This is a genomic window from Flavobacterium segetis (assembly GCF_900129575.1).
Taxonomy (GTDB): domain Bacteria; phylum Bacteroidota; class Bacteroidia; order Flavobacteriales; family Flavobacteriaceae; genus Flavobacterium; species Flavobacterium segetis.
Genome location: NZ_FQWE01000001.1, coordinates 15,980 through 29,750, shown reverse-complemented (window position 1 = coordinate 29,750; position 13,771 = coordinate 15,980). Strand labels below are relative to the sequence as shown.

Annotated in this window: 10 protein-coding genes and 1 other RNA gene; 2 read left to right on the top strand and 9 right to left on the bottom strand. The window is 33.7% G+C overall.

Going from position 1 to position 13,771, the window contains the following annotated elements; all coding sequences use genetic code 11:
• Nucleotides 1–188: 188 nt before the first annotated feature.
• The 4 genes from dnaX to BUA99_RS00120 all read right to left on the bottom strand — a co-directional run bounded on the left by dnaX (nt 189) and on the right by BUA99_RS00120 (nt 3,030).
• Nucleotides 189–1,274 carry a DNA polymerase III subunit gamma/tau gene (gene dnaX, locus BUA99_RS00130; protein ID WP_072986622.1) on the bottom strand — a complete coding sequence of 362 codons (1,086 nt, stop codon included), beginning with the start codon at nt 1,272–1,274 and terminating at the stop codon, nt 189–191.
• Between the two features lie 256 nt (nt 1,275–1,530).
• On the bottom strand, nt 1,531–1,707 hold the full coding sequence (locus BUA99_RS15050) for a hypothetical protein (RefSeq protein WP_159430918.1): 177 nt from the start codon (nt 1,705–1,707) through the stop codon (nt 1,531–1,533).
• Nucleotides 1,694–2,461, bottom strand: a complete 768-nt coding sequence (locus tag BUA99_RS00125) for a glycerophosphodiester phosphodiesterase family protein (protein WP_084673439.1) — start codon at nt 2,459–2,461, stop codon at nt 1,694–1,696. The genes BUA99_RS15050 and BUA99_RS00125 overlap by 14 nt, the downstream gene beginning before the upstream one ends.
• Nucleotides 2,462–2,736: 275 nt before the next feature.
• Entirely contained in the window at nt 2,737–3,030 is a 294-nt protein-coding gene (locus BUA99_RS00120) for a hypothetical protein (RefSeq protein ID WP_072986617.1), read from the bottom strand.
• A gap of 119 nt (nt 3,031–3,149) precedes the next feature.
• Between BUA99_RS00120 and rnpB the strand changes: the two genes are divergently transcribed.
• An RNA gene (gene rnpB, locus BUA99_RS00115) (RNase P RNA component class A) lies at nt 3,150–3,475 on the top strand.
• 296 nt (nt 3,476–3,771) lie between these two features.
• On the opposite strand, the gene BUA99_RS00110 is transcribed toward rnpB, so the two are convergent.
• The 4 genes from BUA99_RS00110 to BUA99_RS00095 form a co-directional block, all read right to left on the bottom strand.
• The gene (locus tag BUA99_RS00110; RefSeq protein WP_072986615.1) at nt 3,772–5,556 is read right to left on the bottom strand and encodes a chloride channel protein; all 1,785 of its coding nucleotides are present in this window, start codon (nt 5,554–5,556) and stop codon (nt 3,772–3,774) included.
• Between the two features lie 166 nt (nt 5,557–5,722).
• Nucleotides 5,723–7,408, bottom strand: coding sequence for a gamma-glutamyltransferase (ggt, locus tag BUA99_RS00105; protein ID WP_072986613.1), 1,686 nt, complete (start codon nt 7,406–7,408; stop codon nt 5,723–5,725).
• A gap of 11 nt (nt 7,409–7,419) precedes the next feature.
• On the bottom strand, nt 7,420–9,105 hold the full coding sequence (gene ggt / locus BUA99_RS00100; protein WP_072986610.1) for a gamma-glutamyltransferase: 1,686 nt from the start codon (nt 9,103–9,105) through the stop codon (nt 7,420–7,422).
• Nucleotides 9,102–9,686, bottom strand: coding sequence for an acyl carrier protein phosphodiesterase (locus tag BUA99_RS00095; RefSeq protein ID WP_072986608.1), 585 nt, complete (start codon nt 9,684–9,686; stop codon nt 9,102–9,104). The genes ggt (BUA99_RS00100) and BUA99_RS00095 overlap by 4 nt, the downstream gene beginning before the upstream one ends.
• A 117-nt stretch (nt 9,687–9,803) precedes the next feature.
• Between BUA99_RS00095 and glmM the strand changes: the two genes are divergently transcribed.
• Nucleotides 9,804–11,192, top strand: a complete 1,389-nt coding sequence (glmM, locus tag BUA99_RS00090; RefSeq protein ID WP_072986606.1) for a phosphoglucosamine mutase — start codon at nt 9,804–9,806, stop codon at nt 11,190–11,192.
• A 75-nt stretch (nt 11,193–11,267) separates the two neighbouring features.
• Here the strand turns inward: glmM and BUA99_RS00085 are convergent, their stop codons facing one another.
• The gene (locus BUA99_RS00085; RefSeq protein WP_234972861.1) at nt 11,268–13,721 is read right to left on the bottom strand and encodes a TonB-dependent receptor plug domain-containing protein; all 2,454 of its coding nucleotides are present in this window, start codon (nt 13,719–13,721) and stop codon (nt 11,268–11,270) included.
• Nucleotides 13,722–13,771: the final 50 nt, after the last annotated feature.

Genomic DNA, 13,771 nt, shown 5'->3' with positions numbered 1-13,771 from the left:
AGAGTCGGCAACCTTATGTTGAATTGTAGGAATTGGAGCTGGAATGTCCTTAATTGTAGTTGAATTTTGTTCTACTTTCTCAATTAGGGAGATCTTAGTAGTCGTATTAATAGTTTTATCCTCAGGGGTTAAAACCGAATTGGTCTTAACAATTGAGTAATCATTTTTTTTAAAATAAGTAGGCGGAATTATAAATTGCTCAGCTTTTTTTTTTCTCCATCAAATGTGATAGAGGCTAATTGCATTAAACAAAGTTCAACAAGTAGTCGTTGATTTTGACTTAATTTGTATTTCAAATCACAATCATTAGCTATTTCAATTCCTTTAAGTAAAAATTCTGGATTGCATTTTTGAGCTTGAACACCATACATTTTTTGAGCTTGTTCGCCCACTTCTAGCAACGTTAAGGTTGCGGGAGTTTTACAAACTAACAAATCTCTAAAATGCGAGGCTAGACCTGATACGAAGTGATGTGCATCAAATCCTTTTGCAAGAATCTCATTGAATGCAAGTAGTAATTCTGGAATTTTGTTTTCTAAAATTAATTCTGTAACATTGATGTAGGTTTCGTAATCCAAAACATTCAAGTTTTCAGTTACGGCTTGACGAGTTAAATCTTTACCACAGAACGAAACGACTCTGTCAAAAATCGATAAAGCATCGCGCATTGCGCCATCCGCTTTTTGAGCTATAATATGCAAAGCGTCATCTTCAAAATTTATTCCTTGGCTTGTAGCAACTTCAGCAAGATGTTCTTTGGCATCTTTTACAGTAATTCTTTTGAAATCGAATATTTGACAACGTGATAAAATTGTTGGAATAATTTTATGCTTTTCAGTAGTTGCCAAAATAAAGATAGCATGTTTTGGCGGTTCTTCTAATGTTTTTAAAAATGCATTAAAAGCTGCCGAAGATAACATGTGTACCTCATCAATAATATAAACTTTGTATTGACCGGTTTGCGGCGGAATTCTAACTTGGTCAATTAAACTTCTAATATCATCAACTGAGTTGTTAGAAGCAGCATCTAACTCAAAAACATTAAAAGCAAAATCTTCAGTTGGATCGTCATATCCGGGCTGATTTATTTTACGAGCTAGAATACGTGCACAAGTTGTTTTTCCAACTCCACGAGGTCCAGTGAATAATAGGGCAGAGGCAAGGTGATTGCTTTCTATAGCATTCAATAAAGTATTGGTAATTGCTTTTTGTCCCACAACATCTTTAAAAGTTTGAGGACGATATTTACGTGCCGATACTACAAATTGTTCCATAGAATTTTAATTCGAAAGCAAATATAGTTTATAAATTGGGTATTGTAAAATTTATGGAAGTAAGTTTTTTAAGGAAAAATTTAATCTGTAATCTGAGATAATTTTTTATTCCTTGTGAAATTCAACGAGCTTTATAATTAGTTTTAAAATCCATTTTATACGATATTTTTTTTAGTAAAGCACTTTTGATTACTTAGCCTTTAATATTTCAACTGAAGTCTTGCTGAAATGATAAAAAATATTAAAATATGTAAATTTAATTCTGCGATAAATTAATATATTTCGATTTTATCTTTTTGTCTAAAATATATTTTGCTAATTGTTGTCCGGCTTCGATAGGTCGATCTGATGACAGTACTGTCGCGCCGTTTTGAATTAATTTATAATAGATATCGTTTCCTTTTGCAACAGCACTTTTGTCAATATTTCCCATCGTTCCTAAAATAGAAGAAATTTTTTCTACTGGATAAATAGTCGTAAGTTTCTTTTTTAGGTTCAGCTGTTCCTACAAATGCAACCATTCTTTCTGCTTTTACGCCAAGTGTTTCCATACGTTCTACATCTTCTTTTCCTCGTGCTGAAACTGAAATTAACAAGTTAGGAGCTAGTTTTGAAACTTCTGCTGCTTGATTAGCATTGTACGTAATGATTATGGTATTTCGCTCTGCTTTATTTTTTCTTACGGCATCAACAATCATTTTCATGGGAACACCTCTTTTAATATCTAAGGTATAAATGACCTTGTTTTTACCCCATTGCAAAACTTGGTCTAATGTTTCAATTTTGAATTCAGTTACAGTTCCTTCATTATCTCTCAAAAACAGCTGTTTTAACTCATTATAAGTGTAATCTCCAATTTTTCCTGTCCCGGTGGTAGTTCTATTCAATGTATTGTCGTGCATCATGACAAGAACTGAGTCTTTACTCATAGCAATGTCAGTCTCGATAATGGCGGGAATATATTTTATGGTATTAGCAAAAGTTGCCGTACAGTTTTCAGGAAATCCTCTCGTTGGTCCACCCCGGTGCGCACTCACCAATGGATAACTTTGCTGAGAATAGCTGAAGAATTTATGGAATTGCTTTGTATTGGGAAATGAAATATGATAGCTCGTAGTCTGGCTAAAAGTAAAATTGCAACACAAGACAACTATAAACGATAAGCAGATTTTAATATTTAATTTCATATCATTTTTTGCGCAAATAAAGAAAATTAAAAGATATAATTTGGTTGCAAAATGTTAAATTGTAAAATATCTGTTATCTATTTTAAAATTAGTGAATTATATTTCGAAATTATTCGATTTTGTTGTAACGCTAACAACCGTTTTATTTTGTTAAAAAAATAGTTAATCTGTATAAATAATGAAAAATAAAATTGATGTGAAAGTCAGATCAGCAATAGTCTTTACATTTCTGGATGTGTTCGTAGTAGTTGATTTTTTTCGCAGAAAGTATCAGTTTATCGGCCCTTGATGCTGATGTCTATTAAAATTTGAGACGCGTCGGTTTGTGAATTAGCTGAAAAACCAGTTACAAACACGCCACATAAACCATCGATTGACTTAATGCCGTAAACTATTGCTTCATCATCAGGATTACTATCTCCTTCGTATCGATAAATATGCTGAATTTCAAAATGAGTTGGATTCGCTATAATTTCCTTATCGTGAATATTAAAATCATAGGTATATCCATTCTTAGTTAATTCTTCTAAAGCTTTAGAGACACTACAATAATGGTACATATAGGACATAATTTCTTTATTTTTAGATTATCTATAAAGATAACTATTTTGAAATGAAAAGGATAGTAAAGAGACTTAAACTAAGAACTCAAAATTAGTTTCTAGAAAAAAAATTAATGTAAATTTGCACAACAGACCGCCTTATCGACTCATTTTAAAGATGAGTAGGAAAGTCCGGACACCATAGGGAAGCATAGCGGGTAACACCCGTCGGTTTGTTTTGAATTTTTCAAAATAGATTAGGACAAGTGCAACAGAAAGTATGTACAGGTAATGCTGTAGTGAAACCAGGTAAACTCTATGCGGTGAAATATCAAGTATATCAGCATTTAAGAGCGTCTCGTTCGTTGCTGAAGGGTAGATAGCTTGAGTCATACAGTAATGTATGATCTAGATAAATGATAAGGCTTCAATTTATTGGAGACAGAATCCGGCTTATAGGTCTGTATTTTTTTTACTTTTGATCTTTACGATTAAAAAAATATATCACTTGTTTCTTTTAGTAATCTAAACTTTTATTTTTCGAGTAACGTTTCGAGCAAAAAGTTGTAATTTTTTTATTTTTGCTTTTTTGAAAGATCAATATTATTTTGTTGTTGCAGCTATTTTTATTAAAAAGCGCTCATAAATAATAGTTTAGAAAACGTAATGTTAGGTAAAATTCATGCTTATCAATCAGTAGAAAAATAATGTAATTTTTACAGAGCAGCTTTTTAGACACTTTTTCTTGTATATTTTTTTCTTGTTTTTTTAATCGATTGTCATGGCTTTCAATTTTGTTCTGTAGGCCTCGAGCGCATTAGATTTAGAAATAAAGCCATAATACTTACCTTCCTTAAGCACTGGTAAAAATGTAACTTTAGAACTTTCAAACTTATTCATAACTGTTTCCATACTTTCGCTTGGTGTAACCACTTCGCTAATAGGTAGCATTATGTCCTGAACTATTGTATATTTAACTCTATATGTGTTAAAAATAATTTCTCTGATTGTATTAAAATGAACAATGCCTAGCAGATATTTATCCTTATCCACGACAGCAAAAATAACTTGATTGGAATGTGAAATTAAATCAACAAGCTTTTCTAGATTTTCACCTGCTGAGACCGTTAAAAAATCAGTTTGAATAATTGAGTTTGTTTCTAGAGTTGCAAGTACATTAGTATCTTTATTACTTGTAAAAGCATGTCCTTTTTGCACTAATGTTTTTACGTCCATAGAATGTTTTTCAAAACGACGCGAAATAGCAAAACTTATTGAAGATACAATCATCAAAGGAATCATCAAGCTATAGCCACCTGTTATTTCGGCAATTAAGAAAATTGCAGTCAACGGAGCATGAAATAATCCACTTAAAATTCCTGCCATTCCTACTAATGAAAAATTACTCACAGGTAATTTTGAAAGACCAGTAAGGTTAAGAAAACTAGCATAAAAGTAGCCCAAATAAGAACCTAAAAATAAGGATGGGGCAAAGTTACCACCATTACCACCACTACCGAGAGTAATCCCTGTTGCAAAAACTTTTATCATCATTGTACAACCTACAAAAAGCAAAAGTGCCCAGCTGTTATCCCGAAAACTGCTAAATAAAGTGTTTTCTAATAATAAGCCAGGATCTCCGTTAGACAAAGTCTTTATGCTTTCATATCCTTCTCCAAAAAGAGTTGGGAAAATAAAAATAAGAACTGCTAAAATAGATGATCCAATTAATGCTTTTTTGAACGGTGAAATTTTTAATTCATTAAAATAATGCTCTACTCTCTGGAAATTTCGCGAATAATAAACAGATATTAAGCCGGTTATCACACCAAGCATTAAATAATACGCTATGTTGTGATAATCAAAACTTTGCTGTTGTCTAAAAGAGAGTAAAATGGTTTCGTCTAATGCAATCACAGACACTAAAGCGCCGGTTGCAGCAGCAATCATGATTGGTGTAAATGCCGCAATGCTTACGTCAACTAAAAGAACTTCGACGGCAAACAAAACACCAGCAATTGGTGCATTAAATGCGGCCGCTATTCCTGCAGATACCCCACAACCAATGAGTAAAGTTCGGTCTTTGTAGCTTAATTTATATTTTTGTGCATAGTTTGAACCAAATGCAGCTCCAGTTACAACAATTGGACTCTCTAAGCCTGCTGACCCTCCTAATCCTACAGTTAACGAGCTCGTAAGTATTTGCGCATACATTTGTTTCTGAGGTATAATACTTGCTTTTTTTGCAACAGCATACAAGATCTGAGACGTACCTTTTTGTATAGTTCCTCCTAAGAGTCGCTGAACAACAAAAACAGTCAAAACTATTCCTATTATTGGTAAAATACTATTTAAAAAGCCAAATTTTAGAATTCCGCTTACGTAGGTGGCAAATGAAAAAACCCAGTGAGCAAATGTTTTCAATACTATTACAGCTAATGCGGATGAAATACCAACTAAAACCGCCGACAAATAAATAAATTGTTTCGGACTTAACAGCGATTGCGCAATAGCAATAATTATTTGGAATTTGGATATATATTTTTTTAGCATTTTAATTTTTTAGCCGGGGTGCAAAATTACCATATTTTATGCCCATAATAAATTTTTAAGGATTTCTTTTTATACCTCTGTCGCTAGATAAAATTACTAGTGGTTCGTTAAAACTGGTCCTATTTCGATCAATTTTTTAGCAGTTAATAAAAATTCGCTTTTCTATTTAAAAACCAACAGCCTTATCGTCACCTCTAAAATCAGCTCCTCCTTCTAGGGTTTTATTTGGTAAAACTAAAATAGCGTCTACTTTTCCAATCACTGGAGTCGTTTTCTCATTTATGATGTAGCCTTTAAATTTTAAATTCTCAAAAGTTGTACTGTCAAATGTTTTTGGTTCAAAAGTAATTAAGTCCGGCAACCATTGATGATGAAATCGAGGTACATTTACCGCTTCTTGCATGCTTAAATTATGCTCATAAACATTTAAAATTGTTTGCAAAACTGATGTTATGATCGTGGAGCCGCCCGGTGAACCTACTACCATATACAGTTTTCCATTTTTTTCGACGATGGTTGGCGTCATGGAACTCAACATTCTTTTTTGAGGTGCTATGCTGTTGGCTTCATTTCCAACTAAACCAAACATATTAGGCTCGCCCGGTTTGGCACTAAAATCATCCATTTCATTATTTAGAAAAAAACCTAATTCATCACAATAATATTTGGAACCATAGCCATCATTTAAAGTCGTCGTTGCAGAAACTGCATTACCAAATTGATCCACTATAGAATAATGTGTAGTTTCAGTGCTTTCGTTTAGATTTACTTTTCCTTCTTTGATTGTGGATGACAAGGTTGCTTTGTCAAAGGTAAAATTTGACATTCTTTGTTTTAAATAAGTAGGTGACATTAAAGTTTCTAAAGGAATTTTTATAAAATCAGGATCTCCAAGGAAGTAACTTCTGTCGGCGTAGGCTCTTCGTTCGGCCTCTACAATCACTTGAATTGAATTTGTAGAATTGTGCCCCATTGTAGCTAAGTCAAAAGGTTCTATCATTTTAAATATTTGAGCCATGCATATTCCACCGCTGCTGGGCGGTGCCATTGATATAATATGTAAATCTTTATAATCAAAAGTTAATGGCTTCCTCCATTTAGCCTCATATTTAGCTAAATCTTTCATTGTAATTATTGCTCCTTTTTCACGGAGGAATTTTACCAGAATTTCGGCAGTTTTTCCTTTGTAAAATTCATCTCTACCATTTTTTGAAATCCGTTTTAAGGTAGCTGCAAGCGCAGGATATTTTATAATATCATTTTCTTTATAAACCGTTGCAAATAATGTTTTGTCTCCATTTACTTTTATAATTTTCGAACGGTAGTCATTTAAACGCGATTCTTGTCTTTTAGTAACAATAATTCCTGTTTCTGCAAGTGCAATCACAGGTTTCAGAATTTCTGCAATTGGCAAAGAGCCTAATTTTTTATGAACGGCAAATATACCCGCTATTGTGCCAGGAATTCCTATAGCCAGGGCCGTTTCTGTACTTTTTCCTTTAATCACATTTCCTTTTTCATCAAGAAACATATCTTTGGTAGCGGCTAATGGTGCTTTCTCTCTATAATCTAAAGAGCCTATTTCTCCACTGGCTTTTCTATACACCATAAAACCACCTCCACCAAGATTTCCTGCATAAGGATAAGCAACTGCCAAAGCTAGTTCAGTGGCAATCATAGCATCAAAAGCATTTCCTCCTTTTTTCAAGATTTCGATACCAATTTTTGATGCTTCCTCACGAGCAGAAACTACCATCGCTTTGCTTGCAACTAATCCCGTTGGCCTTGCAGGAGTCTTTTGACTATAGCATCCAAAAGAAATAAAAATAAAAATTATAATTACTTTGTTCATTTGATTGTTTTTTAAAAACCAACGGCTTTATTATCTCCTCTTTTATCAGCACCGCCCTCTAATTGTCCATTTGGTAAAACGAGTACGGCATCCACTTGACCTATTATTTCTTTATTTTTTTCATTAACGAAATATGATTTTTTCTTCAAATTTGCCATCAGCTCTTTAGAAAATGAATTGGGTTCTACCGTAATTTCGTCCGGTAGCCATTGATGATGAAAACGGGGTGCATCAACTGCTTGTTGCATGGTCATACCAAATTCGTAAACATTTAATATGGTTTGCAAAACGGAAGTAATTATTGTAGAACCGCCAGGAGTGCCAACTACCATAAAAAGTTTACCATTTTTTTCTACAATTGTAGGCGTCATAGAACTCAGCATTCTTTTTTCGGGAGCAATACTGTTTGCCTCACTACCAGTTAATCCATAAAGATTAGGTGCGCCAGCTTTAGCGCTAAAATCATCCATTTGATTGTTCAAAAAGAAACCTAATTCATCACAATATATTTTTGAACCATAATTATCATTTAAAGTTGTCGTGGCTGATATTGCGTTTCCCTCTGCATCTACAATAGAGTAATGTGTTGTTTGATTGCTTTCATAACCTTTTATTTCGCCACGGGAAATAGCTGATGATTTAGTAGCTTCATCAAATGAAAAATCTTTCATCCTTTTTTCCAAATAGGAGGGACTTAATAATTCTTGAACGGGTATTTGTACAAAATCAGGATCTCCCAAATAATAATTTCGGTCTGCATACGCTCTGCGTTCAGCTTCTGTTATCACCTGAATTACTTTGAGGCTATTGTGTCCCATTTTAGAGAGATTATAAGGCTCAATCATTTTCATGATTTGATTCAAACAAATACCACCGCTACTGGGTGGCGACATTGATGTAATTTTTAATTTTTTATATTTAAATGTGATTGGTTTTCGCCACTTCGCTTCGTATTTCTTAAAATCTTCAATTGTTGCGTTGCCTCCTTTTTTAGACAAAAAAGAAACTAACTTTTGAGCTGTTTCACCACTGTAAAATTCTTCTTTTCCGTTATTTGCAATTCGTTGCAAAGTTGAAGCAAGTGCAGCATATTTAATAGTATCATTTTCTTTATATAATTTGGAAAACAAGCTATTAGCGCCGTTTCGTTTGATAAATGTTTTTCTATTACTATTCAAACTTTCCGCTTGAAATTTTGTCACGACAACTCCTTTTGTTGCAAGTGCAATGACTGGTTTTAATATTTCGCTCATTGGCATTGAACCAAATTTTTTATGTACTTCAAAAATACCAGCGATCGTTCCAGGGATTCCTGAAGCTAATGCTGTTTCAGTACTTTTTCCAGTTATCACATTTCCTTTCTTGTCCAAAAACATATCTTTAGTAGCATTCATAGGTGCCTTTTCTCTGTAATCAATTGCACCAGTTTCCCCATTTGCTTTTCGGTACACCATAAAACCACCACCACCTATGTTTCCTGCCTGTGGATGTGCAACAGCTAAAGCCAACTCTGTTGCGATCATCGCATCAAATGCGTTTCCACCTTGCTTCATGATTTCAATTCCTATTTGAGATGCTTCCTCACGAGCAGAAACCACCATTGCTTTTGTAGTGACTAAACCGGTGGTTTCAATTACTTTATCGTTTGATTTACAGCTCAAAAATCCTAAGGCAATCAAAAGAATAATTTTATTCATAAAGTTTTAATTTTTTCGTTTGAAAATAAAATGATGTCGGTAAAAAACAGGGAGAATTCCTCTTCAAATTCGGAGTAGAATTCTACAAGTTCATTAGTTGCAAAGCGCATTTTAGATTGATTTTTTGTGCGTCGATCCATTTGAGTTAAAATATGATTGATTCCTTCAATCGAATGATAAACATACAACCAATTTTCCTTCATCATGACTGGCATAATAACAATAGTACGATCTGATAATAAATTCTTGTTCTCATGAAGAGAATTATAAAATTGATTAACAAAATCCTCTAATTTGACATTTGAATAGTTACCCCAGTTTTTAGCTAAAAAATGATCGTATAAAATATCTACAATTACTCCTGCATAATGGTGATAATTTTCGTGAAGTCGTTTTGTGCTTTTTCTAAAAATAGGATGTGAATCAGTAAAAGTGTCAATGGCACGATGTAAAATAATTCCTTTTTGAATTTCTGTGGGATAACTTTCAAATTGTTTCCCTCGAATTCCATCGGCCATAAAATTGCCAATTTTAAGTAAATCATTGTCACCAGAAAGATAAATATGCGCTAAAAAATTCATTCGTCTAAAATAAGAATTTTAATTCTACTTTTTTAATTTTCGAGACTTTTATAAACCACCAAGTCTTATATTTGTCGATAGAGACAAAATCAACTGTAGAAATTTAAAAACATACAAATGACATTAATAAAATCAATATCAGGAATTCGCGGAACAATAGGAGGGAAAGTGGGTGATAACTTGACACCGGTTGATGCCGTAAAATTTGCTAGCGCTTATGGAACTTGGTTAAAAGCGTATAGCGGAAAAGAAAAATTAACAGTAGTTGTAGGCAGAGATGCTCGTATTTCTGGGCCTATGATTCACAATTTGGTAGTGAACACTTTAATTGGTTTAGGGATTGATGTTATTGATTTAGGATTATCTACAACGCCAACAGTTGAGGTTGCAGTACCACTTGAAAAAGCTGATGGTGGAATAATTCTCACGGCGTCGCACAACCCCAAACAATGGAACGCGTTGAAATTATTAAATGAAAAAGGAGAGTTTTTAAATGGTGCAGAAGGTGAAAAAATCCTTGCCATTGCAGAAGTGGAAGCTTTTGATTTCTCTAATGTAGATGATTTAGGGGAAATAATGATAAATGATGCTTACATGGATATTCATATTGATGAAGTATTGAACTTGGCTCTGGTAGATGTTGATGCTGTAAAAGCAGCTAAATTTAAGGTTGTTGTTGATGGTGTAAATTCTTCGGGTGGAATTATTATTCCACGATTATTGGAATTAATGGGTGTTGAGGTAGTTGAATTATATTGTGAACCAAACGGACATTTTCCACACAATCCAGAACCGTTAAAAGAACATTTAACAGATATTTCCGAATTAGTTGTCAGAGAAAAAGCTGATTTAGGAATTGTGGTAGATCCTGATGTAGATCGTTTGGCTTTCATTTGTGAAGACGGTGAAATGTTTGGTGAAGAATATACATTAGTGGCTTGCGCCGATTATGTATTGAGCAAAACGCCAGGAAATACGGTATCAAATATGTCCTCGTCTCGCGCATTGCGTGATGTGACTAATTTACATAAGGGAAGCTATGAAGCCAGTGCCGTAGGCGAAGTGAATGTAGTGGAATTAATGAAAAAGAACAATGCTATAATAGGTGGCGAGGGAAACGGCGGTATTATTTATCCTGAGTTGCATTACGGTCGTGACAGTTTGGTGGGAGTAGCGTTGTTTTTAACGCACTTAGCCTACAAAAAAATGACGGTTTCAGCTTTGCGTGCCTCGTATCCAGAATATTATATGAGTAAAAACAAAATTGAATTGACACCTCAAATCGATGTTGATGCGATCCTTTTTGCGATGACAGAAAAATATAAAAATGAAGATATTACAACCATTGATGGTGTGAAAATTGACTTTTCCGAAAACTGGGTTCATCTTAGAAAATCAAATACAGAACCTATTATTCGCATTTATACTGAAGCTTCTTCTCAAGAAAAAGCTGATGCATTAGCAGAAAGAATCATTGACGAAATAAAGGCAATTGCTGGTATTTAATACCTTTTTTTGTAAATACTAATACCCTTTCAATACTAGGTTTGAAAGGGTATTTTATTTAAAAGAAAATAATCCTTAAAAATTCACTCTGAAGCTTAGATTAGGCGTTAAACCCAATGATTTATTATCCACCTGAATGGCATCTTTAGAGTTGGTGGGATTAACTTTGTAATACCTGTTGATCACATTATCCTGATTTGTAGCATTTATGACTCCGGCTGTAAAGGAAGCTTTTACTGCAGCTGACAAATTGAAGTTATAATTTAACGACGCGTCTAAGCGCATAAAATTATCTAAGGTTGTACTGTTTGGCGAGCCATAATTTACCATGGTGTTATTTCCGCTTTGAGTGGTTTCATTATCTTGAATTGGAGTAGTATATGGAGTGCCATTTCTCCAAATGCCACCAACGGCTATTTTGAGATTTTTTAGAAGGAGATAGTAAAAACCAAATGATGCGGAATGCCTTATGTCTGCATTGTTGGGGAAAGAGACCGGTGTAAATGTATCAAATTCATAATTATTAGTACTAAAAGTATAACTAGCCCATATGCTATATTGACGTGCTGTCTTATTGGCTAAAAATTCGATGCCTTTCACAATGTAGTTTCCGTGAGCATTTTTATATTGAAAACTATTGTAAAATCCTTGGTTAGAAGCTGTAATTCCATCTACAAGTTTATAAAAAGTAGTTGCCTCTAAATTGAATTTTTTGGTATTAAATTCAACACCTAAAGAAGCTTGTTTGCTTGTGGCAATAGGAATGTCTTTGTTATTTACTAAAATCCAGCGTCTTTTTTCGACACCTAAAAAATCATCTTCAAAGTCTACTATTTGCGTCGTAGATTGATTCTTGAACTCTCCCTCTAATTTTAAGGCAAAGTGATCTGATACTTGTTGTCGAATGTTTATTCTTGGCTCAACTAAAAACTTTTTAAATTTCTGAAAATAATTCAATCGCACACCAACTCGTAAATACGTTTTATTTTTGTTATATTCCACTTCTGAAAATAACGCATGATTCAATAAAACCTCCTTTTTAGTGCTGGAATAGATGGGATTGCTCACCGTGGTTTGATTGAGCATTCCTGTTTCATTAAATTGGTACCCCAATAATAAATTTGAGTGATTGTTCGTTTTATAATTAGCATTTACTTTAATACCAGTTTCTTGAACTTCATTGGCTTCGGTTAAGCGCTGATCTGTTTCCACTCTGTAATCATTAGCGTCGATGTTGTATTTAGAGAAATAAGTTATGAAGTCTGTACTCAACTTTGAAGTCCATTGCGCTTTCCAATTTCCACCGTAACCACTATTTTTTTGAGATAAATTACTGGTTTTAGATTCAGTTTTATTTGCATTTGTAAAAAAACGTTCTGAATAATCCAAAGCGTTGTTTATTCCAATAATATTGGCTCTAAATTGGTGTTTTTCACTCAAATCGAAAAGAACTTTAGCCGTATAATCATAGAAATAGAAATCCGAAGTCGTTTCACGCTGGTCACTATCGGCATTGATTTCAGTATCTTGGAAACTACGATTAAAGTATTTAGTATAGGTAGGAGTTGAAAACAAATCAGTAATGGCGCGACGTCCTGAAATGTGAAATTCTACTTTTTTAGTTATCGGTATTTCGAGAAAAGCATCAGTACTAATGGAGTTAATTCCTGCTCCACCAGAAAAGGTATTGGTGACTAAGTCTTTTGTGTACATGTTGATTGTGCTGGAAACACCATCACTGTATTGGGCACTTGTACCGTTCTTACTAACGACAACTTTGTTAGTTAGATTGGGATTGTAAGCGGATATCAGCCCAAAAAAATGACCTGAATGGTACATTTTTATATTATCCCAGAGGACTAAATTTTGATCGTTTGTTCCTCCGCGAACATTAATATTAGCGATACTTTCATTCGTGCTTTCTACCCCTGGAAGTGCTTGTATAGATTGTAAAATATCAGGATCTATCAAGCCAGGTAGAATAGCAAATTTTTTAGTGTTTAATACTGTGCTTCCGTCTAAGTATTTCTGTAATCCTGGCGTTAAATAAACGGGTATTAAAACCTGATTTAACTCTTCGTTTCTTGTGGTAAGCACAATCTCTTTGCAGTTGTTTTGTGCAAAAAATAATTCTTGCGCAGTAAAATTTCTGGATTCAAATCCTATATACGAAATAGTTAGCGTAGCGGTTATTGAAATATTCTTTAGACTAAATTTTCCATTTTCATTGGTGATAGTGCTTCTTTTAATGTTGTTTATAAATACCGATGCGCCAATTAATGGTAATTTATTTGCATCAGCTAACACTATTCCACAAACAGATACTGTTTTGTTTAGTACAGAAACGGTAATATAACGATCGTCTAAGGCTTTAAAATTTAAAAGCGTTTTAGAATTAAGATAATCAATAGTTTCTAGTAAAGTCAATGAAGGTTTTGGTTTGTCAATTGTAATAGTGGCCACATCTTCAACAGCGTAAGAAAACTTGATGTTGAATTGCTTTTCTAGGGTAATTATGACCTCGCTCAAAGGGATTTTTTTACTTGTTTCTTGTCCCTGACAAATACAACTTATGCTGA

Excerpts from the sequence above, each read along its gene's own strand:
- ggt (WP_072986610.1), bottom strand. The coding sequence starts at position 9,105 with ATGAATAAAATTATTCTTTTGATTGCCTTAGGATTTTTGAGCTGTAAA.
- BUA99_RS15050 (WP_159430918.1), bottom strand. The coding sequence starts at position 1,707 with ATGGGAAATATTGACAAAAGTGCTGTTGCAAAAGGAAACGATATCTAT.
- ggt (WP_072986613.1), bottom strand. The coding sequence starts at position 7,408 with ATGAACAAAGTAATTATAATTTTTATTTTTATTTCTTTTGGATGCTAT.
- glmM (WP_072986606.1), top strand. The coding sequence starts at position 9,804 with ATGACATTAATAAAATCAATATCAGGAATTCGCGGAACAATAGGAGGG.
- dnaX (WP_072986622.1), bottom strand. The coding sequence starts at position 1,274 with ATGGAACAATTTGTAGTATCGGCACGTAAATATCGTCCTCAAACTTTT.
- BUA99_RS00120 (WP_072986617.1), bottom strand. The coding sequence starts at position 3,030 with ATGTCCTATATGTACCATTATTGTAGTGTCTCTAAAGCTTTAGAAGAA.
- BUA99_RS00095 (WP_072986608.1), bottom strand. The coding sequence starts at position 9,686 with ATGAATTTTTTAGCGCATATTTATCTTTCTGGTGACAATGATTTACTT.
- BUA99_RS00125 (WP_084673439.1), bottom strand. The coding sequence starts at position 2,461 with ATGAAATTAAATATTAAAATCTGCTTATCGTTTATAGTTGTCTTGTGT.
- BUA99_RS00110 (WP_072986615.1), bottom strand. The coding sequence starts at position 5,556 with ATGCTAAAAAAATATATATCCAAATTCCAAATAATTATTGCTATTGCG.